The following is a 21209-nucleotide window of genomic DNA, read 5'->3' on the forward strand; positions in this document are numbered from 1 at the left end:
GTTATTTCAGGACAAGCCAGCCCGACAGAATGATGATGGCGGCGCCTGCCAGCGTGTGAAACTCGACCGGTGTCGCAAACAGCAGCCCGCCATAGACCATGCCCCAGATGATCTGGCTGTACTGAAAGGGTGCGACGATCGAGGCTTTGCCGATACGGAAGGCCCGGACCAGCAGCATGTGGCCGGCAAACATAAAGGCACCTGCAAGGCAGGCCAATCCGACATCCGTGATGGTGACCGGCGTCAGCCCGCCATTGACGAGGGCGACGACCAGCGCCAGCGCGGCCAGTACCGCCAGCAATGTGGCGACGAGCGCACCGTCGGATTCGCCCGGTTTCGCGCGTCTTAAAAGAATGAGCGACAGCGCGAACAACAGCGCCGATCCAACGGCCGCAGCATGACCGAGGTTCAGCGGCTCGACGCCCGGTCGCAACGCAACCGTCACGCCGACGAACCCAATCAAGACACCCGACCAGGCAAGCATCGACAAGCGCTCGCCGAGAAGAACGAAGGCCAGCACCGCCACCATCAGCGGCGTCAGAAATGCAAGCAGATAAGCCTCAGCCAACGGCAACACGGCAAAAGCGTAGTGGATGAGAATTGTATCGGCGGCCAGCAGCAATGCTCGCAAAAGAGCGAGACCAGGATAGCGCGGCAACAGAACGCCGCCGTTGCGGGTGATCGCGGCCTGCGCCACGATCAGCACGAGGGCTGCCGATGTCACCATGAAGGTAACTTGCGGCACGGCGAAGCGCTGGGCCAGAAGCTTGACGATGGCATCCGTCGCGGAAAATACGCAAAAAGCCAGAAGCACGACGAGGACGGCCCGCAGATTGGATTGGGCAACCGAGTCGCTCCGCATCTGGCTGGAAATTATCTCAGCGGGCATTGAACCGACCAAAGCGCTCTTCGATACGAGACTGCAGGAATTCGAGCCCGATCGACAGGATCCAGTAGATCATCGAGGCGGTGATCAGCATTTCGATATGCCGGAATTCCGTCTGGCCCTGTGTGCGGGCGAGATACATGATTTCCCAGACCCCGACGACGGAGACCAGCGAGGAATCCTTCAGCATGGCGATGAACTGGTTGCCGGTCGGCGGAATGATCACCCGCATCGCCTGCGGCAGGATGACAAGTGCCATCGTCTGGCTGGAGCTCAATCCCAGCGCCGTTGCGCCTTCCGACTGCCCACGCGGAATGCTCTCGATACCGGCCCGGAAGATTTCCGTCATATAGGCGCCGTAGCAGAGCGAGAGCGCCAGGATGCCGGCGGGAACCGCACCGATAACATAGCCGACCTGCGGCAGGCCGAGATAGATGATGTAGATTTGCATCAACAGCGGCAGCCCGCGAAACAGCGAGGTGTAGAATGTCGCCAGCCCGTAGATCACGCCGTTTTTCGACAGTTTCGCGATTGCGCCCGCGAGCGCGATCACCGTCGCCAGAACGATGGAGATCGCGGAAATATAGAGCGTGGTCACTACGCCCTGCGAGATCAGATATCCGATCTTCTTGCCGATGAACGGCAGGGAAAGGTTGAAGGAATAGAAGAACAGCATCAGCAACAGGAAGAGCTCGATCCAGACGCCGATAATCTGCTGACGGCGGGAGAGCTGGCGAAGCGCCATCCAGTTGGCAGCAAGGATCAGCGCGATCATGCCGGCGGCGAACAGACGCCCGAGAGCGATGTTGTCGGCAAGCCACGTTGCACTAGCCGGGATCAGGTATCCGATCCAGGCCGAGCTGATACCCATGGCGTACAGGCCAAGGGTGATGATGCAGAGGACGAAGGCAATTCCCGTGCGTCGCGCGGCATCGGGGTAAGTCAGTATCAAACGGCCAATCATGTCCATCCTCCGCCGTCAGGCCGCGCGCTCGCGCCAGAGATCCTGAGCCTGCAATTTCCAATAGGTGAGTTGTGCGACTGCCAGCCCGGCAAGGCCGCCAGCCCAGACGAGCCCGAACGGCTTGAACAGGGTATAGCGGTCGCTCTGGCCTAGAATTCCCTCGGCCACCAGCTTGCCGCCAATCGCCGTCGTGTTCAGCCCATGTCCGCCAAAGGCCGTGCAATGCCAGACACCCGGCTGCATCTGGCCGATCTGGGGCATGAGGTGACGGGCATAGGACATGAGGCCGGACCAGGCGAGTTCGGTCTTGAGCCCGGAAAGCTGCGGATAGGTTCCGGTCATCTCGCGGCGCAGTTCGCCGGCAAGGGCAGAAGTCGATGCCGCACGCGTGGTAATCCGCCCGCCCCACAGGATGCGCTTGCCGCCATCGACAAGCCGGTAATAATCTCCGGCGCGGCGATTGTCGCCGATCGCATCGGTCGTCGCGATCGCTTGGCGGATCAGGTCGGGCGCTTCCTCGCTCAGCATCACATAGGTGGCGATCGGCAGGAAGGCCCGCTTCAACCGGCCGTTGAGCGCGCCGGTATAGCCGCCGGTCGTGAACACGACGTGGCGCGCCTTCACACGGCCGCTGGCCGTACTGACGATCTTCTCTGCAGCATGGAGGGCGGTCGATGTGGCCGGCGAGCCCTCGTAAATCCGTCCGCCCAGCCGTTCGATTTCCGTGGCAATGGCGCGCAAATAGTTCAGCGGATGCATGTGGAATGCCTTTGCGTCCCGCAGCCCCTGGTAGTAGCGGCTGGATTTCAGGACGGATTGGACCTGATCACGCTCCAGATAGTCGAGTTGATAGTCGTAGTTGCGCGCGACCTGATCCGCATAGACCTTGAGGCTGGGGCCGTCATCATGGCGTAGCACGCTCATGATGCCCGGTTGCGGACGCGCCCCTTCGATTTTTAAATCACGAATGGTGTCGCGAACGAAATCAACGCCCTCGATCGACAAGAGGTGAATCTTTCGCGCGGCCTCCTTGCCGGCCATGCTGGCAATCTCGTCGCTCCCCGTTGCAAATCCCGGACTGACGAAACCACCATTGCGCCCGGAAGCACCGAAACCGACGCTCTCGGCTTCCAGAACCACGACAGACTGCCCCGCACGTGCCAGCTGAAGCGCGGTTGTCAGACCAGCGAGCCCCCCGCCGATGATGACTGTGTCGCAGTCTGCCGTGCCATTGAGCACAGGTCTGACCTGTTCTTCCGTCATCGTGCGTCGATAATAGGTATCGGGATAGGACATGTTCTTGCTCGCAAGCTTGCGCATCGACGGTCGCACGGACGGCGGGAACCGTCCGTGCGATAAGGGATATCAGTCGGCGGCGTAGTCCTTGCCGTACCACTTGGTGGTCAGCGTGGCCAGCGTGCCATCCTTCTTCATCTCGGCAACGATCCCGCCAACCTTGGCGGTCCATTCCGGATCGACCTTTTCGGCGATGACCACCAGCGGCTCCTTGAAGGCATAGTCGCCTTCGAGGATGCGGAGTGGATAGCCGTTCTTGATGGCGTTGGCGGCCGTCTGCTCCGGCGCGATCACGGCATCGAGACGGACGCCCGCGCCGAGGCGCAGGTCGTCGAACGGCAGCATGGAATCGGCGAAGGTGCGGATTTCGCCCGGCTCCAGCTTGTATTCGATCGGCGGCAGGCCCGGCGCATCGATTTCCAGCTGGCGACGAATGAAATCCTCGGACGTCGTTGCAGTTTCAACGCCGATGATCTTGCCGTTGAGGTCCGCGACCGACTTGGCCGTGCTGTCCTTGTGAACGACGTAAACGTAGGGGCTGTAATAGTAGACGCCGACGAAATCGATGACCTGCGCGCGTGCCTTGGTGGGCGTGACGGAGCCGACACCCAGATCATAACGTCCCTGCCAGCGCCCGCCGGTCAGCGTCTGCCAGTCCGGGGTCTCGAAGCTGACTTCGACGCCGAGGCGCTTTGCAATCTCGCGCGACACGTCGATATCGAAGCCTACCATTTCATTGTTGTCGTCGAGATAGCTCTGGGGTGGCCAGCCACTATTGGTCGCGACCACCATCGTCTTCTTCCCCATCACGCGATCGAGCGTTTCTCCCGCATGCGCCGACGTGATGACACCCAGTGCGGCAATGCCGATCGCCAGACGTGTCAAAAATTTCTTCATGCCTTCCTCCTTGAGCGATTGTCGCCCTGGTTCCCATTTTGTAAGATGTCAGACAACATTATGTAGAGGTGAATCCCCACCATGAGTCAAGCGATGGAAAGGGTCGGAAGAATGAAAGAAATTGATGAGGCAATGCTTTTTCGTGATGACGTCGCAACGGCGGTCGCGCCCGTTCAAGGGGATGGAATTTCAATGCACGGTGACCAGCACCAGCACATTACACCCCGTCAAGTCTTGTCGAAGGTGCCTTCGCTCCCCGCATCGACGAGGCGATGGAAACAGCACAGGACCTCACTTCCCGCAGTTTTCCGAAAAACGAGGTCCTGTCTCAAAGAGCCGGCAAGCCAGCGCTGACTATCCTTCCATGTCGTTCATGATGGCCGCGACCTGGTCGATGACCGTGGCCGCATCGGACGTACCCTTGCCGGCCTGATCCTTGGCCCAGCTTGCCTGTGCATCCTTGTATCGCGTGGCCTCTGCCCAACGCCGGGGCTCTTCGGAGTCGAGAACCCGCACTGTCGAACCGGCTTTTCGCAATTCATCCAACTGAGCTTCAAAACTCGCGTCCATGACCGAGCCAAGACTTGCGTAGGATGTTTCACCGGCACGCCGGATGGCATCCCTGTCCTCCTGGGTCAAGCCGTCCCAGACGGATTTGTTGATCGCCACGATGTAGACATGACCCAGCCAAAGATCCTTCGAGACCAGCACATTGGGCGCAGCTTCGTGGACCTTCAGCATATAGCCGCTATCGACGTTGACCATCAGCCCATCGAGTGTCTTCGCCTTGAGGGCGTCATAGACTTCAGGCCCCCAATGCATGGTCACGGGCGTGGCGCCGGCATTGCGCAGGAAATCGAGGTGCCAGAAGCTTGCCGACCGCCATTTGCCGCCCTTCAGCCCATCGAGAGCGGCCAGCGGTTCGGTGCTGTAGAACGCCACAGGATAACCGGTCGCGAAGAACAGCTGGACGATATTGTTCTTCTCAAGCTCGGCGGCAAAAGTAGGGACTTCGGCATCGACCCGGCGGAAGAAATCGACCTGCCGGCCGCCGCTCGGACCGGTGGGAAAGCTCTTGAATATCTGGTGCAGCGGCATTTCCTTGGCCGTGTATTCCGGCACCACAGTCGCGATATCCGTCGTCTTCCCCGCGCTGACCGCGCCGAGCCCGTCATAGGCCGCGGCTATCTCGCCATTCCAGTGATCCTCGATCTTGAGGCGCCCATTGGATTCGCGCTCGATCGCCGGAAAGAGCACGTCCTTCAGGAAACGGGTCCGCATGCCGCCGAGAGGCTCGTGATCGCTGAACCTGAGAACGCGGGGAGCCCCCTGCGCGACCGCATCGGACAGTAATGACGCGGAAGCGATCGTGCCGGCAGTCGCGGCCAGAAAGAGCCGGCGGGTGATGCCGCTCTCCGGTGATTTCGTGCTGTCTTTCATCCTTGAATATCCTTTCGTCACCCTGCGCGGGCACTTCGCAAACCCTGCGTGTTCAACGGATCGGGCAATGATCGAAGGTCGCGTCTCAAGACCTTCGGTTGACCGCTCCGTTATTCCAAGACTATATCTGAGTGACCCAGAGGCCGGAATTCGCATATTGAAAAACGCTTCTCCGCCCGTTCCGCAACGTCTGAAACCAAGGAAATCACCGGCTCAGGCGCGGTCCGGCGCGACGGTCGATGCCATTCACGAAGCCGTGATTCAGGTTTTGATTGCCGATGGGCTGACACGGCTGACGACCACCCGGGTGGCCGAACGAGCCGGTGTGTCGGTCGGCACGCTTTACCAGTACTTTCCAAACAAGGAATCGCTGCTCTTTGCCATCCTCCAGCTGCATTTCGAGGAGATGGCTGACGCCATCGAACATGTGGGAAAGCACGATGGCAAACGATCGTTGCGCGAATTGGCCAAAAACATCGCCGAAGCCTATGTTTCCGTGAAGGTGTCCCGGCCGGATGCGACCGCTGCCCTTTACCGGGTTGCAGGCGCCATCGACCAATTCCGGTTGTCTCCGGATGTCTACAGACGGTTGCAAGCTGCCGTGGTTCACCTGCTCGAAAATGCATCCGATGCATCCTTCCAAAACACCAGACAGACAGCCTTCACCTTGCTTTCGGCTTTGGCCGGGCTGGCACGCAGCAGTTTCGGAGCAGTGGCATCTGATCAACAGGTATTAGAGAGGCTTCGAGACGAGGCAGTCCTGCTCGCGACAGCCTATCTCGAGGCAGCAGCCGCCCAATAGGACGGCATGGTCCAGCCCGATCATCGTCCCGCGAACGCCTCGTCCTTCCAGTTGCCGGAAAGCATGAGCTCCTGGTCTGTCTCGTCCAGGCCCATCAGGCCACCAACCCGGCTGCGGTGCATGCGACGCAAATGATCCCGCGGGCTGACCCCGAGCGTTTTCTTGAACATGCGCGAAAAATAATAGGGATCGGTATATCCAACCTCGACGGCAGCGGCCCCCACCGTCGTCCCCGCTTCGAGAATATGCATGGCACGTTCCATCCGCTTGAATTCCTGGTATTTTCGCGGCGTCCTTCCAACACGCTTCTGGAATTCGCGCAGGAAATAGTCCCGATTGTAGGGCGATTCCTCGATTGCGCGCGCGGCGATGTCGAGATCGAGAGGATTGGCCGAAATCATGGTGGCGGCTTTCATGACGGCCAGATCAAGCGCGTCGGCCCCCTCCGGCTGATAGGCTGCACCGCCCCGCCATCCGACAAAGGCATCCTCGATGAAGGCGATCAGCAGCACCATGAAAAGGTGATGCTGCCCCAAGGTCACCGACGATGGCGGTGCGCTTTGCCGGTAATGGCGGACGAGCGGTTCAAGCATCGCCCAACGGCTCAGTCTGATTTTCGGACGAAGAACCATCTGCGCGATCAGGTTGTGCCGTCCGTAGATATCAAGGGTAAAGTGCTGCGCCACCCCCTTGTAAACTGTGTCGCCCACACACCAGCCGACAAAACGTTGCCCACGAGAGATCAGCATCGTATCCCCCGGCTCCATCACACGCGGTTCGCCGTCGACCAGATAATGCCCTCTGCCCTCGAGACAGATGACCAGATCGTCGACCGGATTTTCCTTGTCGATCCGCCAGGTGCGCGAATGTTCCATCCGGATTGCCGCCCGCGTCAGCCTCATGGTCAAGGCAGCGGGTGGAATGCTGGAAAGAATACCACCTTCAATTTCGTCCATCTTTTTCCTCGCCTTCGTCAATTCATTCTTGGACAAAGATGCGATTATGTCATGTCACAAATTGCCTATGGGCGCCGAATTACCAGGGAGGAGATCGGTGGACAGGGACCAGAGTTCGGCGCGTCATTATCTGACGGCCAATTTCCAAGAAACCAACCTGTACAAAATTGCATCTTCATTTGTCACCGCCCAAGACCATCCGGGAGGAGACTCATGAAAGGGCAGCGCTTCTTGGGGCTCGGCTATCTCGGCCCCTATATCATCGGCTTGCTGGTCTTCACGGCCATTCCGTTCTTTGGTTCGCTCTATTTGAGCTTCACCAAATACGATCTGATGAGCAGCCCGGACTGGACGGGCCTTGCCAACTATGAGCGGCTCTTCACCCGTGATCGCACGTTTTTCAAATCGCTGAACGTAACGCTGCTCTATGTCCTGTTGACGGTTCCGCTGAAGCTGGCTTTTGCGCTCTTCATCGCGACCGTTCTCAACTATCGGCTGCAGTTCATCGGACTTTTCCGAACTGCGTTCTATGTGCCATCGATCCTCGGCGGCTCGATCGCGATTGCGGTGTTATGGCGCTACATGTTTGCAACCGAAGGCCTGGTCAACATGGCTCTGGCGACGATCGGTCTCGGCCCGATCGACTGGTTCGGCGATCCGACCAACGCGCTGCTGACGATCACGCTCCTGCGCTGCTGGCAGTTCGGCTCGGCCATGGTCATCTTCCTGGCAGCGCTGCAGTCCATCGACAAGTCGCTGTATGAGGCCGCCGCGATCGATGGTGCCGGCAAGGTACGCATCTTCTTCTTCATCACCCTGCCACTTCTGACGCCGGTTATCTTCTTCAACCTGATCATGCAGATGGTCCAGGCATTCCAAGAGTTCAACGGCCCTTACATCATCACGCAGGGCGGGCCATTGAAGGCGACCTATCTGCTGCCGCTCTACATCTACGAGGAAGCCTTCAAGAAGTTCAACATGGGCTACGCCTCAGCAATCGCCTGGGTTCTCTTCACGATCATCACGGTACTGACCCTGATCGCCTTCTGGTCTTCCAAGAAGTGGGTCTATTACGCCGGCGACAAGCGGAGCTGAGCCATGACCGATATCACCACCTCCAACGATCTCACCATGGACGAAACTGCCCGGGCCAAACGGCGAGCAGGGCTGCGGCTTTTCTCGACCGCGATACGCTACGCGCTTCTGTTCCTGGTCGGCTTCGTCATGCTCTACCCGCTGATCTGGCTGGTCGGGGCAAGCTTCAAGACGAATTCCGAGATTTTCTCAGGCGCGGGATTCCTGCCGCAAAATCCGACACTCGACGGCTATATCAAGGGCTGGCAGACCTCCACCCCCTACACATTCGGAAGGTTCTTCTGGAACTCATTCCTGATCATCCTGCCGAAAGTGATCGGCACGGCAATCTCCTGCACTATGGCGGCCTATGCGTTTGCGCGCTTCGACTTTCCGTTGAAGAAGGTGCTGTTCGGATCGGTGATCGCCATCCTGCTCCTGCCGAACGTGGTCACCCGTATCCCGCAGTATATCCTGTTCCGCGACCTCGGCTGGCTCGACAGCTTCTTGCCGCTCTGGGTGCCTTCCGCGCTGGCCGGCGATGCGTTCTTCGTCTTCATGCTGGTGCAGTTCCTGCGCTCGCTCCCCTCCGACATGGAGGAGGCCGCCCGCGTCGATGGGGCCAACAGCCTGCAGACGCTCGTCTACATCGTCGTGCCGATGCTGGCGCCGGCGCTGATCTCGGTCTGCCTGTTCCAGTTCATGTGGACGATGAACGATTTCCTTGGGCCGCTCATCTACCTCTCTTCGGTCGACAAATACCCGGTCAGCCTGGCGCTCAAGCTTTCCATCGACACGACAGAAGCATTCGAATGGAACCGCATCCTGGCGATGTCGGTACTCGCAATCTCACCGGCGCTGATCGTTTTCTTCGCTGCGCAACGATACTTCATCGAAGGAATCTCCTCCGGGGGGATCAAGGGCTGAACATGGCAGGCGTCCAACTCAAGAATCTCGAAAAAGTCTATGGCGGCACGCTCAAGGCCGTCCATGGCATCAACCTGGACATCACCGATGGCGAATTTATGGTGCTGGTCGGTCCGTCCGGCTGCGCCAAGTCCACGACGCTCAGGATGGTCGCAGGCCTGGAAGAGATTACCGCAGGCGAGATCATCATCGGTGACCGAAGGGTCAACGACCTGCCGCCCGGCAAGCGTTCGATCGCCATGGTCTTCCAGAACTACGCGCTCTATCCGCACATGAAGGTGCGTGGAAACCTTGCCTTCGGATTGAAGATCGCCGGATGCTCCAGGCCCGAGATCGATGCGGCGATCGCCGATGTCGCTCGAATGCTGGAAATCGAACCGTTGCTCGACCGCCTGCCGAAACAGCTGTCCGGCGGGCAGGCGCAACGTGTGGCGCTTGGGCGGGCGCTGATCAAGAAGCCGGGCGTGTTTCTGTTCGATGAACCGCTGTCCAATCTCGACGCCAAGCTGCGCGCATCGATGCGGGTGCGCATCACGGACCTTCACCGTCAGTTGAAGGCCGAAGGTCTGTCCTCGACCGTCATCTACGTGACGCACGACCAGACCGAAGCCATGACGATGGGCGACCGCATCTGCGTCATGCAGGCTGGCCGCATCATGCAGGCGGCAACACCGAAGGAACTTTATAATCATCCGGCGAACCTGTTCGTCGCCGGCTTCATCGGTAGTCCGGAAATGAACCTCGTGGACGGTGCCCTGGAGGGAGGCGATTTTATCGTCGGCAGCCAGAAGATTGCGATCGGTAGCGATCTTGAACGCCGCCTGTCCGAAAAACCTTCGGATGCAATCATCGGCATTCGTCCGCAACATTTCTCGCTCGCCGGCAGCGAAGGGCCAGGCCTGTCGGCAAGGCTCGCCAATGCCGAATTCATGGGCCACGAGGTCTACCTGCATACGGAACTCGAAGGACGCAAGCTCGTCTGCGTCGTCGGTGCCGGTGAGTTCGAAGCGCTGGGGCGGTCCGACATCGTCCGCCTGCGGCCAGACCCCACGAAATTGCATGTTTTCAACAAGATCGACGGCCGCAACGTATCGCTGCGAGGAGGCAGCATCGCGGCCTGAACCAAGGGAGGAGTAAAGCAATGAAGAACACCAGGATGCTCGCCGCTCTGGCTGGCACTGCATTTTCGGCACTCGCGATGGCGACGGCAGTGCAAGCCGCCGAACTGCGCATGGGTTGGTGGGGCGGTGAGAGCCGTCACGTGGCGACCCAGAAGGCGATCGAGGCTTGCGGCGCCAAGTACGGCCACACTGTGAAGGGCGAGTTCACCGGCTTCGACGGCTATCTCGAAAAACTGACAACGCAGATGGCCGGCGGGACGGAACCCGACATTGTCCAGGTCAACTGGCCCTGGCTCCCGCTGTTTTCCAAGGACGGAACCGGCTTTGCCGACCTTCGCCAAGTGAAGGGTATCGATCTTTCCAACTGGACCGACGCCGACCTGACCGCCGGCTCGATGAACAGCATCCTGCAGGGGCTTTCGGTCTCCACCACCGGCCGCGTCTTCTTCTTCAATACCACGACCTTCGAGAAGGCCGGAGTTCCGATCCCGAAGACTTGGGACGAGTTCTTCGAGGCGACGAAGACGATCAAGGAAAAGATCGGCAAGGATTACTACACCTTCAACGCCGTCAAGGAGACGGCGCATCTGCTGACGATCCTGACAGTCGTGCAGAAAACCGGCAAGGACATGGTCGACCCGGCCACGAACCGCGTCGCATGGACGCCGGAACAACTGGCGGAAGGTATATCCTTCCTTGGCAAGCTGGTCGAGACCGGCGCAATCAAGTCGCAGAAGGAGGAAGCGGCCGAGGGCAACGTCAACCTGTTCGAGAAGCCGGCCTGGGCCGAAGGCAAGATCTCCGGCTCCTACGAGTGGGACTCGACCTATTCGAAATATGCCGATCCGTTGAAAGACGGTCAGGTGCTGAAACCCTTTCCGATCCTGAAGGTCGCCGGCGCAGTCACCGACGGCGTCTACGCCAAGCCCTCGATGGTGTTTTCGATCTCCAAGCACTCCAAGGCACCGGAAGCCGCCGCTCAGATCGTCAACTGCCTGCTGAACGAACCGGAAGGGATCGATGCACTCGGAACCTCACGCGGCCTGCCGGCATCGAAAGCGGCGGCAGCAAGGCTCGGCACCCAGGGCGAGCCCGAGGTTCGCGCCGCCAACGCCATCGTCATGGCGTCGGCGGGTCCGGTGGTCTCCCCATTCAACGAACATCCGGAAATCCGCGCGGCGTTCATCGATACGCTTGAGGAATACGCCTATGGCCAGTTGAACGCCGACGACGCAGCCAAACAGATCATCGACACCGTGAACGACGTACTGGCCGAATACGATTGACCAGACACGACTGACGGGACCAACCGCCCGTCGCTCTTGTGTGGCGACGGGTAACAACACGAGACGAACTATGACCCAGCCTTCCACCGTCGCGCTGTCAGCGCGAACGGCTGCGCTTTGCCTACCCCTGCCCGGCGCACGATATCGCCTGCCGCACACGGTCGCGTGGCGGCTGACCGCCGTGGATGCGGATGTACCATCACGCGAAGGTCCCACTGATCTGGCGGTCATGATCATCTACGGTCTGAGTCCGGCGACGCGTTATCGCTTCGAAGCCGATGGCTTTGCTCACCTGGAATTCGAGACCCCGGCCTGCGCCGGTCTGATCGAGGCTCGACAATTCGGTATACGGCCGGACGTCGAACCGGACGATCGGGACGGCACGCGCGCCAATGCGGAGGCGATTGCAGATGCGCTTGCGTCCGTTCCCACAGGCGGGACGCTTCGGCTTCCTTCCGGCATCTGGACCATTCCCCCAATTCGCCTCAAGAGCGACATGACACTTGAACTCGCAGAGGGGGCGGTCCTTCGCGCGCCATCGATCCGCGAGGGCTGGCCGATCCTGCCGGCGCGAGACGATTTCGGCCATATGCTCGGAAGCTGGGAAGGACTGCCCGACGCCTGCTTTGCTGCGCCGGTTTACGCGATCGATGCCCGAAACATCACCATAGAAGGTGCCGGCATCCTGGATGGTTCCGGTCATCTCGGCGACTGGTGGACATGGCCGAAGGAGACACGGAACGGCGCCCGCAGACCCCGCGGCCTGCATCTGATTTCCTGCAAGGACGTTACGCTGCTCGGCTTCACGATCCGCAACGCTCCCTCATGGACAATTCACCCGCAAGGGTGCGAAGGACTTGTCGCCGCGGGCCTCGCGATCGAGGCCCCCCATGACAGCCCCAACACCGACGGTCTCAACCCGGAGTCTTGCCGCGACGTGACGATCGCCGGCGTCCGCTTCTCGGTCGGTGACGACTGTATCGCCATCAAGGCCGGCAAGCGTGTCGCCGGAGGCACGGAGGATCATCTCGCAGAGACCCGCGGCGTTCGCATCCACCACTGCCTGATGGAACGCGGCCATGGAGGTCTCGTCGTCGGCTCGGAAATGTCCGGCGGCGTGCATGACGTGACCATCGAGGATTGCGACATGATCGGCACCGACCGGGGATTGCGACTCAAGACAAGGCGCGGCCGAGGTGGCGTCATTACCGGCATTGCCATGCGCCGCGTCATGATGGACGACGTGCAAACAGCCATGTCGGTCAACGCATTCTATCACTGCGATGCGGATGGACACGACGACTGGGTGCAATCGCGCATGGCGGCACCACTTGGCCCGGGAACACCGATAATCGACGGCGTGTCGGTCGATGATGTCGAGATTCGCGGCCTCGCCCATGCCGCCGGTGTATTCCTCGGACTGCCGGAGGCACCGATCCGCAACGTCCGCATCCGACGCGTAACGGTTGCCTCACACTGTGCCGACGCCGTCGCGACACCACCGATCATGGCTGACCAGGTGCGCCCGATGCGTCACGAGGCCATCGTCGCCGAATATGCAGACATTGATTGCGATGATCCCGCTCTCCTTTCGACAGCCACAATTTCTCTTCCCCTTGACCGAGACAACCGATGAATCCGACCGCCTATTTCGACCAGTTCGCCACCCGCTACCAACCGTACAAGGCTGGCGCATGGTGCTATGAGGACGGCTGCATCTATCGGGGTTTGCAGCTCCTATATGAAGCAACCGGCGAGGATCGCTGGGTAGACCATCTCACGCGCCTTGTATCGGCACAGGTCAGCAGCAAGGGCCTGCTCGCAGGCTACGATCCGAAAGAATACAATATCGACAATATCCTTTCGGGTCGTGTGCTCTTTCCGCTCTCGGCACTTACCGGAGAGACACGCTACACTGCTGCCGCCGAGCACCTGATCGGTCAGTTGAAAGACCACCCCCGCATCCGGACCGGCAACTATTGGCACAAGCGGCGGTACCCGCATCAGGTTTGGCTGGATGGGCTCTACATGGCTCTGCCATTCCAGATCGAATACGCGCTTGCGACCGGCCATGCGTCACTGATCGCGGATGCGCTGCAGCAATTCGATTCCGCGCTCGCGCTGACGGTCGACCGCGGCGGGCTTTACGTGCACGGATACGATGAGAGCCGTGAACAGCGTTGGGCCGATGGCGACACCGGGAAATCGCCGGCTGTATGGGCGCGCGCGATAGGCTGGCTGGCGATGGCGCTGATCGACGCACTGGTCATCCTTCCCGCCAGCGCGGACAGTTCAGCATTGCGAGAAAAAACCATTGCCATACTGAATGAAATCGCCGCTCGACAGACCTCCTCGGGGCTCTGGGAGCAAGTCCTCGACGCGCCTCAATTGGAGGGCAACTATGAGGAGAGTTCCGCCACGGCCATGTTTGCATATGCCCTGATGCGCGCGGCAAGGCTGGACCTTGCAACGGGACCAACTGCCGAGCAATTTGCTGCTGCAGGAAAACGGGCACTGTCCGCGCTTGTTGAGACCCGATTGGCAGAAAGTGAAGGGATGATCCGCTTTACCGGGATATGCCAGGTAGCGGGGCTTGGCTCGATCGACGGCCCCTATCGCGACGGAACACCCCACTACTACCTCACGGAGCCCGTCGTATGCGATGACGCCAAGGGGGTAGGTCCGCTGATGATGGCCTATGCGGAGGCCGTCCGCACCAATGGAAGCGTCTTCTGACAGGAATGCGGTAGCCGCGCATCGACGATCGAGAGATGACGTCTCGCGGCTCTGCAGAGTAGCGTCTCTTCTTAGTCATCCGGCGGACTATGGAAACCCGCCGGTAGGGAGAATTGCGTACCGGTGTCCGGTGGGTCGAACTCGGGGTGCTGCTTAACCTTCGGAATCATCGCGTGCGCGGCCACCACGGAGCGGATCGCCACGGGTCTATAGTGGCGGACGAGATCTAGCCGCGCTGGCTCTTCCGCCTTGTCGTTCTCCCTTGCCATCGTTTGCCTCCCGATCGCCATGCTCGGTCGGTTGGCCGAACATCACTGCGCATATCCGCACTATATCACGGCCCGTCACGGGAACCCTCGAAAAACAACAGTATCCTGACCGTTGCAATTTCGTTCGGACTGGCACGGCACCGGATATGTGCTATCAGCGTTGGAAACGAGACCAAATTTGCTCAGATCATGACTTCCAAGACCCGCGGCTATCTCTTCGCTTTCCTGGCCATCTGCATTTTCGCCGGCCAGGATGCGATCACCAAATATCTCGGCGATCGCTATCCCGCGCTTTTCATCACGATGATCCGGTTCTGGGCCTTCGCGATCTTCGTCTGCGCCTTCGCCGCATCCTCGCCCGGCGGCATAAGGCAAGCTGTCAAGACGAACCGTCCATGGTTGCAGATCGCGAGAGGCATCCTGCTCGTCGCGGAGATCGTGCTGATCGTTTTCTCCTATGTCTATGCCGGGCTCGCCATGAGCCAGTCGATCTTCCAGGTCACGCCGCTGATCATCACGATCCTGTCCATCCCGCTCCTTGGCGAGGCTGTCGGATGGCGGCGCGGAACAGCCGTGATTGTCGGTCTTTTCGGCGTGCTGGTGATCATCAATCCCATCGATGTTCATTTTGATATGTCGCTGTTTTTTCCTCTCGGGGCAGCCCTGCTTTTCGCGCTCTACAGCATCGCGACCCGTGCCGTGAGCCACGAAGATTCTGCCGTGACCAGCCTGTTTTATGCCGGTATCACCGGTGCTGTCGCCGTCTCGCTGATCGGACCATTCTACTGGACGGCCATTGCTCCTTCCGACTGGTCGCTGCTTGCCGCCCTTTGCGTCTGCGGCACGCTCAGCCATTACTTCCTGATCCGCGCCTACGGACTGCTGCAGGCTGCAGAAGTCCAGCCGGTGACCTATTTCCAGCTTGTGCTAAACGTTATCGCTGCGGTCGTCCTGTTTGGCGAAACCATAACCCTGAACATGATCGCAGGCGCCCTGATCGTCGTCGGCGCCGGCTTTTTCACCATCTGGCGCGAACATCAGCTGGCAAGACGTGGCGCCTCCGCTTCGTAACAGGAGAAACAGCTGTTACTCCCTAATGCATCGTCTGCGACGGTGCGTGGCTTGACTACTCGGCCTGCCTCGCCTTCGACCCTGCCGCAATCGTCTGCACGAATTCGTCGAGTTCACGTTCCAGCCGCTCCATGGGAACGCCGACGAAGCGGGCTTCGAGGCTGATGGTGATCACGCCGTGGACGGCGCCAAACAGGGTACGGGCACGACTGGCGCGGTCTTCGGCCGACAGGCTGGGCTGCAATTCGGCAAGCGGTTCGGCGATGACGTCCATCAGGAACATGTGCTCCTGAAGATGCCATTCCGGCGACGGCTGGCCCTCTGCCGGACGATGGTCGAACAGCGCCTTCCAAAGATGACGATGATGGACCGCGAAAGCGAGATAACCTTTCGCCAGATTGCGCATCCGGTCCGTCGGCGTCCTGTCCTTGACCTCCTGCAGGGTTAGCGATGCCTCCAGCGCCTTCAGGGTTCCGGAATTGACGTGGATGATCAACTCATCCAGATCGGCGAACACCGTATAGAGGCCGCCAAGCGCGCATCCTGCATCCTGGGTGACGTCGCGGGCACGCAGGTTTGCCAGCCCGTCGGCACTGATGCGATTGCGCGCGGCCTCGATCAGCCTCGCCTTCAGATCCTCACGTTTTTCTTCCCGCTTGCCGGCCATTAACCATATCCAATCCAAAAATATGAACGACGTTCATTTTACATATTGAACATTGTTCATTTTCGCGTATATTCATGAACATTGTTCATACAGTGGAGGAAGAACATGTTCAATTTAATTCTCACATTGCTGCGCGGCCAGGCACATGAGGCCGAACAGGCATTCGCCGACCGACACGCCGTGCCCCTGCTCGCACAGCAGATTCGCGACGCGAGCCTCGCGATCCAGTCGACCCGCCGCGCGGTCGCTGTAGCCATCGCCCAGAACGCGCAGGAAAAGAAGCAGCATGCGGCAATCCTCGGGCATATCGCCAATCTCGAGGCTCGCACGCTTGCCGCCCTGCAAAAAGGCGATACGCTGCTGGCACGGGAAGCGGCCGAAACCATCGCTCATTTGGAGGCCGAGCGTGACGCATCGACTGCCGCCCAGGCGCAGTTCTCAACAGCGATCGACAAGGCCAAAGACACGCTTCGGGCCGCCGAAGCCCGTTTCCACGACCTGCAGCGCGGTGAGCGTGTGGTGCGCGCGACCGAGGAAGTCCAGAAGCTCGGCAGGATTCATACCGGGCGCCGGCTAGCCACCCTGGCTGATGCGGAGGAGACACTGTCGCGGCTTCGCACCCGGCAGGCGCAGAATGAGGTGGCCGCCGCCACCCTTCAGGAACTGGAAGGCCTGGCGCCGGAGCGTGTGATCGAGAAGCTTGCCAATGCCGGATGCGGGGCGCCCCTGCGCACTTCGGCGGATGACGTTCTTTCCCGCCTTCGCAGCCAGATGAATTCCGCCGCCTGATACGTCCCTCAAGAACCCGACACCCGTCAAAAAAGGATCACGACCATGAACGACAGTTTCCAGAAACACTCCGCCAGTTGGGTCAGCTTCTCCTACATCTCCTTCGGCAGCGCCGCCTTCATGCTGGCGCTCGGCCTCTACATGATGCCGCTCGATCTCTGGGGCAAAGGCTATCTGGCCATGGGCATCCTGATGCTCGTTCAGACCACGGTCAACATCACCAAGACGCTGCGCGATAACGCCGAATCCGAAAAGCTGATCCGTAAGATTGAGGATGCCAAGACCGAGAAGCTTCTCGTCAATTTCAATCGCAGCGGTGACAATTAATTTTCCTTAACCACACCACAGAGTTGTTGCCGCTCGCAACCATTGCGCAACAACTCTGTGGCTATCTGCCCGGATCGCACGAGGAACCCGCCATGCAACGCAATCTGATGACATCGAGGAAATTTGCGCCGCTTTTCTGGACGCAGTTCCTCTCCGCCTTCAACGACAATTTCCTGAAACACACGCTTGTCTTCGTGATCCTGGCGCAGATGGCCGCCGAGGGCGCTTCGCTCGTCACTCTGGCGGGCGGCATCTTCATCCTGCCCTTCCTGCTGCTCTCGGCCATGGCTGGGCAATTGGCGGACAAGTACGATAAGGCGAGAATGGCTGAACTGCTGAAGCGCTCCGAGATCGGAGTCGCCGCCGTCGCCGTCATCGGTATTGCCTTCTCGTCCATCCCGATCCTGCTGCTGGCGCTGTTCGGCTTCGGTGTCATCTCCGCGCTGTTCGGCCCGATCAAATACGGCATCCTCCCGGATCATCTGGAGCGCAAGGATCTGCCCAAGGCCAATGCCTGGATCGAAGGCGGCACATTCATCGCCATCCTGACCGGCACGATCGTCGCCGCACTGGCCTTCACCGAGGGCGACAATGTCTGGGTTTTCGGCCCGATGATGATGGGCCTGGCCGTGCTCTGCTGGATCGCCGCCCGTATGATCCCGGCTACCGGTTCGAAAGCCCCGGACCTTGTGATTGACAAAAACGTCCTGCGTTCGAGCTATACGCTGATCAACGAACTGCGGCAGGACACCCGCATCTGGCGTTCTGCCCTGATGAATTCCTGGTTCTGGTTCGTCGGCGCCTTCGTCATGTCGATGCTGCCGGTCATGGTCACGGAAATCCTCGGCGGATCGGAAGTCGTCGTGCCGGCTTATCTCGCCGTTTTCGCCGTCTCGATCGCCGTCGGCTCGGCCATTGCCGGCTGGATGTCGGCGGGTCGCGTCGTCCTGTTGCCGGCTCCTGTCGGAACCGTGATCATCGCGCTGTTCGGCATGCACCTCGCCTGGAACCTCTGGGGCTTGCAATCCGTCACCGAAGCAGAAACGATTGCCGATTTCTTCGCAGGCCCCAACACCATCCGCGTGGCGATTGACCTCGCGGGCATGGCCATCGGCGGCGCCTTTCTCGCTGTCCCGACTTTCGCCGCCATGCAGACCTGGGCGCATGAGGATCGCCGTGCCCGCGTCATCGGCGCCGCCAACGTGCTCTCGGCCGTGTTCATCACCACGGGTCTCGCGCTGGTAGCAGGCCTTCAGGCCGCTGGCCTGACGGTTCCGATGATCATTCTCATCCTGTCGGTCATCAATGTCGGCATCGTCTGGCTGATGCTGGCGACCCTGCCGACCAACCCTTTCCGCGATTTCATCTCGATCCTGTTCCGCGCCTTCATGCGTCTGGAAGTCGAAGGACTGGAAAACGTCAAGAAAGCCGGCAAGGCGCCGATCATCGCGCTCAACCATGTCAGCTTCCTCGACGGCGCCCTGGCGCTCGCCATCACCGAAGAAGAACCGGTCTTTGCCGTCGATTACAAGATCGCCCAAGCCTGGTGGGTCAAACCCTTCCTGAAGATGTGCAAGTTCCTGCCGCTGGATCCGACGAAGCCGATGGCGACGCGCTCGCTGATCAAGATCGTCCAGGAGGGCAATTCGATCGGCATCTTCCCGGAAGGCCGCCTCACCGTCACCGGTACGCTGATGAAGGTCTATGACGGCGCCGCCATGGTCGCCGACAAGACCGGCTCGATGGTCGTGCCCGTCCGCATTGACGGCCTGGAAAAGAGCTATTTCTCGCGCCTCTCCGGCGGCCAGGTTCGCCGCCGCCTGTTCCCGAAGGTCAAGGTTACCATCCTCGAACCCGTCAAACTCGACGTCCCGGCAGAACTCAAGGGCCGCAAGCGCCGGATCGCCGCGGGTGCCGCCCTCTACCAGGTCATGTCGATGCTGCTCTTCCGCACCACCAATACGGCGACCACCGTACTGGAGCGCGTCATCGAAACGGCGCACGAAACCGGCATGGGCCGACTTGCATCCGAAGATCCAGTGACAGGCTCGCTATCCTACGGCAAGCTCCTGACAGGCGCAGCAGTTCTGGGCGCTCGCTTCCAGAAGATGTTTCCGGAAAAGAACATCGGCGTCATGCTGCCGAACGCCAACGGCGCTGTCGCGACCATTCTCGGCGTGATGACCGCCGGCAAGGTGCCGGCCATGCTGAACTTCACCGCCGGTGCCACCAATATCCTCGCGGCCTGCAAGGCGGCGGAAGTCCGGCACGTTCTCACCTCGCGTGCCTTCGTGACACAGGCCAAGCTTGGCCCGGTGATCGAGGAGATGGAAAAGCATGTGAAGATCGTCTGGCTCGACGACCTGCGCGCCTCCATTACGACACTGGACAAGATCGCCGGCCTCCTGCGCCGCAGCCGCCCGCTCGTCAAGGCGAACCCGACCGATCCCGCCGTCATCTTGTTCACCTCCGGTTCCGAAGGAAGCCCGAAGGGCGTGGTGCTGACCCACACCAATATCCTGTCGAACGCCGCCCAGGCTGCCTCGCGCATCGATTTCCATTCGGGCGACAAGGTGTTCAACATCCTGCCGGTGTTCCATTCATTCGGCCTGACGGCCGGCACGATCCTGCCGCTGATTTCCGGCGTTCCTGTCTATTTCTACCCGTCGCCGCTGCATTACCGCATCGTGCCGGAGCTGATCTACGCCTCGAACGCCACCATCATCTTCGGCACGGATACGTTCCTGAACGGTTATGCCCGCACTGCACATCCCTACGACTTCCGTTCGATCCGCTACATCTTCTCGGGTGCCGAACCGGTCAAGGCTTCGACACGTCAGGCCTATATGGAGAAATTCGGCTTGCGTATTCTGGAAGGCTACGGCGTCACTGAGACAGCGCCGGTCATTTCCATCAACACGCCGATGTTCAACAAGTCCGGCACGGTGGGCAAGATCCTGCCGGGCATGGAGTGGAAGCTGGAGCCTGTTCCGGGCATTGACGAAGGCGGGCGCCTGCATGTGCGCGGCGCCAATGTCATGGCGGGTTACCTGCGCGCCGAAAATCCCGGCGTTCTCGAACCGCTGGCCGATGGCTGGCACGACACCGGCGACATCGTCACGATCGATGAAGACGGTTTCGTTCGAATCTGCGGCCGCGCCAAGCGTTTCGCCAAGATCGGCGGCGAGATGGTCTCGCTGGCCGCTGTCGAGGCTTTGGCCGGCAAGCTCTGGCCCGATGCGCTCTCCGTCGTCTCGTCTATACCGGATGCGAAAAAGGGCGAGCGCCTTATCCTGTTGACCGATGCTCCCAATGCCATCCGCGCCGATTTCATGAGCTTCGCCAAAGCCAATGGCGCCATGGACATGATGGTGCCGGCCGAAGTGGTTGTCGGCAAGGTGCCGGTTCTCGGCTCGGGCAAGGTGGATTTCGTTACGGCCCGCAAGATGGCCGAGGACGCCGCCTCGCCCAAACAGGCGGCCTGAACGACGGGAGAAGGTCAATAACAGCTTACAAAAAGATGGGGTCGCGAGGCCCCATCTTTTGTTCCCGAGATCGGGGCAGTTTCGCTGCCCACACTCAACGACCATCCAGATTATGAATAAGGTGTTTCGCCTTTTTCACGAAAGCCAACTGCATCCTCTTGATCTAGCCTTCAACGTGTTCCGTGGGAGACGGAACATTCGCAAAGGTACGGAGGA

The 21209-nt window shown here is 60.2% G+C and carries 18 protein-coding genes; 11 read left to right on the plus strand and 7 right to left on the minus strand.

Going from position 1 to position 21209, the window contains the following annotated elements; genetic code table 11:
• Position 1: 1 nt before the first annotated feature.
• The 5 genes from ASG68_RS04925 to dctP form a co-directional block, all read right to left on the minus strand.
• On the minus strand, positions 2-889 hold the full coding sequence (locus ASG68_RS04925) for a DMT family transporter (protein ID WP_244484108.1): 888 nt from the start codon (positions 887-889) through the stop codon (positions 2-4).
• On the minus strand, positions 879-1850 hold the full coding sequence (locus ASG68_RS04930; RefSeq protein WP_062585047.1) for an amino acid ABC transporter permease: 972 nt from the start codon (positions 1848-1850) through the stop codon (positions 879-881). The genes ASG68_RS04925 and ASG68_RS04930 overlap by 11 nt, the downstream gene beginning before the upstream one ends.
• A gap of 15 nt (positions 1851-1865) precedes the next feature.
• On the minus strand, positions 1866-3146 hold the full coding sequence (locus ASG68_RS04935) for an NAD(P)/FAD-dependent oxidoreductase (RefSeq protein WP_062585817.1): 1281 nt from the start codon (positions 3144-3146) through the stop codon (positions 1866-1868).
• Between the two features lie 69 nt (positions 3147-3215).
• Positions 3216-4043, minus strand: coding sequence for a transporter substrate-binding domain-containing protein (locus tag ASG68_RS04940; protein WP_062585049.1), 828 nt, complete (start codon positions 4041-4043; stop codon positions 3216-3218).
• A gap of 354 nt (positions 4044-4397) precedes the next feature.
• Positions 4398-5483 carry a TRAP transporter substrate-binding protein DctP gene (dctP, locus tag ASG68_RS04945; protein ID WP_062585053.1) on the minus strand — a complete coding sequence of 362 codons (1086 nt, stop codon included), beginning with the start codon at positions 5481-5483 and terminating at the stop codon, positions 4398-4400.
• A gap of 67 nt (positions 5484-5550) precedes the next feature.
• Between dctP and ASG68_RS04950 the strand changes: the two genes are divergently transcribed.
• On the plus strand, positions 5551-6285 hold the full coding sequence (locus ASG68_RS04950) for a TetR/AcrR family transcriptional regulator (protein ID WP_162243559.1): 735 nt from the start codon (positions 5551-5553) through the stop codon (positions 6283-6285).
• A gap of 20 nt (positions 6286-6305) precedes the next feature.
• Here ASG68_RS04950 and ASG68_RS04955 read toward each other — a convergent pair whose 3' ends face one another.
• Positions 6306-7241 (minus strand): helix-turn-helix domain-containing protein, encoded by a 936-nt coding sequence (locus ASG68_RS04955; protein WP_062585060.1) that lies wholly within the window; start codon positions 7239-7241, stop codon positions 6306-6308.
• 213 nt (positions 7242-7454) lie between these two features.
• Between ASG68_RS04955 and ASG68_RS04960 the strand changes: the two genes are divergently transcribed.
• The 7 genes from ASG68_RS04960 to ASG68_RS04995 all read left to right on the plus strand — a co-directional run bounded on the left by ASG68_RS04960 (position 7455) and on the right by ASG68_RS04995 (position 15725).
• Complete coding sequence (locus ASG68_RS04960; protein ID WP_062585062.1) at positions 7455-8336, plus strand: carbohydrate ABC transporter permease; 882 nt, start codon at positions 7455-7457, stop codon at positions 8334-8336.
• Positions 8337-8339: 3 nt separating this feature from the next.
• A complete protein-coding gene (locus tag ASG68_RS04965; protein WP_062585065.1) occupies positions 8340-9242 on the plus strand; it encodes a carbohydrate ABC transporter permease in 903 nt (300 codons plus the stop codon).
• A 2-nt stretch (positions 9243-9244) separates the two neighbouring features.
• A complete protein-coding gene (locus ASG68_RS04970) occupies positions 9245-10363 on the plus strand; it encodes an ABC transporter ATP-binding protein (protein ID WP_062609147.1) in 1119 nt (372 codons plus the stop codon).
• A gap of 20 nt (positions 10364-10383) precedes the next feature.
• On the plus strand, positions 10384-11649 hold the full coding sequence (locus tag ASG68_RS04975; protein ID WP_062585070.1) for an ABC transporter substrate-binding protein: 1266 nt from the start codon (positions 10384-10386) through the stop codon (positions 11647-11649).
• A gap of 70 nt (positions 11650-11719) precedes the next feature.
• Positions 11720-13285 carry a glycoside hydrolase family 28 protein gene (locus tag ASG68_RS04980; RefSeq protein ID WP_062585072.1) on the plus strand — a complete coding sequence of 522 codons (1566 nt, stop codon included), beginning with the start codon at positions 11720-11722 and terminating at the stop codon, positions 13283-13285.
• Positions 13282-14385, plus strand: coding sequence for a glycoside hydrolase family 105 protein (locus tag ASG68_RS04985; protein ID WP_062585075.1), 1104 nt, complete (start codon positions 13282-13284; stop codon positions 14383-14385). The genes ASG68_RS04980 and ASG68_RS04985 overlap by 4 nt, the downstream gene beginning before the upstream one ends.
• A gap of 458 nt (positions 14386-14843) precedes the next feature.
• The gene (locus ASG68_RS04995; protein WP_062585078.1) at positions 14844-15725 is read left to right on the plus strand and encodes a DMT family transporter; all 882 of its coding nucleotides are present in this window, start codon (positions 14844-14846) and stop codon (positions 15723-15725) included.
• A gap of 55 nt (positions 15726-15780) precedes the next feature.
• Here the strand turns inward: ASG68_RS04995 and ASG68_RS05000 are convergent, their stop codons facing one another.
• Positions 15781-16392 (minus strand): TetR/AcrR family transcriptional regulator, encoded by a 612-nt coding sequence (locus ASG68_RS05000; protein WP_062585080.1) that lies wholly within the window; start codon positions 16390-16392, stop codon positions 15781-15783.
• Positions 16393-16497: 105 nt separating this feature from the next.
• Between ASG68_RS05000 and ASG68_RS05005 the strand changes: the two genes are divergently transcribed.
• The 3 genes from ASG68_RS05005 (at position 16498) to ASG68_RS05015 (ending at position 20993) form a co-directional block, all read left to right on the plus strand.
• Positions 16498-17181 (plus strand): PspA/IM30 family protein, encoded by a 684-nt coding sequence (locus tag ASG68_RS05005; RefSeq protein WP_062585082.1) that lies wholly within the window; start codon positions 16498-16500, stop codon positions 17179-17181.
• Between the two features lie 45 nt (positions 17182-17226).
• Positions 17227-17508 carry a YiaA/YiaB family inner membrane protein gene (locus tag ASG68_RS05010; RefSeq protein ID WP_062585084.1) on the plus strand — a complete coding sequence of 94 codons (282 nt, stop codon included), beginning with the start codon at positions 17227-17229 and terminating at the stop codon, positions 17506-17508.
• A 92-nt stretch (positions 17509-17600) separates the two neighbouring features.
• Positions 17601-20993: an acyl-[ACP]--phospholipid O-acyltransferase gene (locus tag ASG68_RS05015; protein ID WP_062585086.1), complete on the plus strand. Its 3393-nt coding sequence runs from the start codon at positions 17601-17603 to the stop codon at positions 20991-20993.
• Positions 20994-21209: the final 216 nt, after the last annotated feature.

It is taken from the genome of Rhizobium sp. Leaf453 (assembly GCF_001425605.1).
Taxonomy (GTDB): domain Bacteria; phylum Pseudomonadota; class Alphaproteobacteria; order Rhizobiales; family Rhizobiaceae; genus Pararhizobium.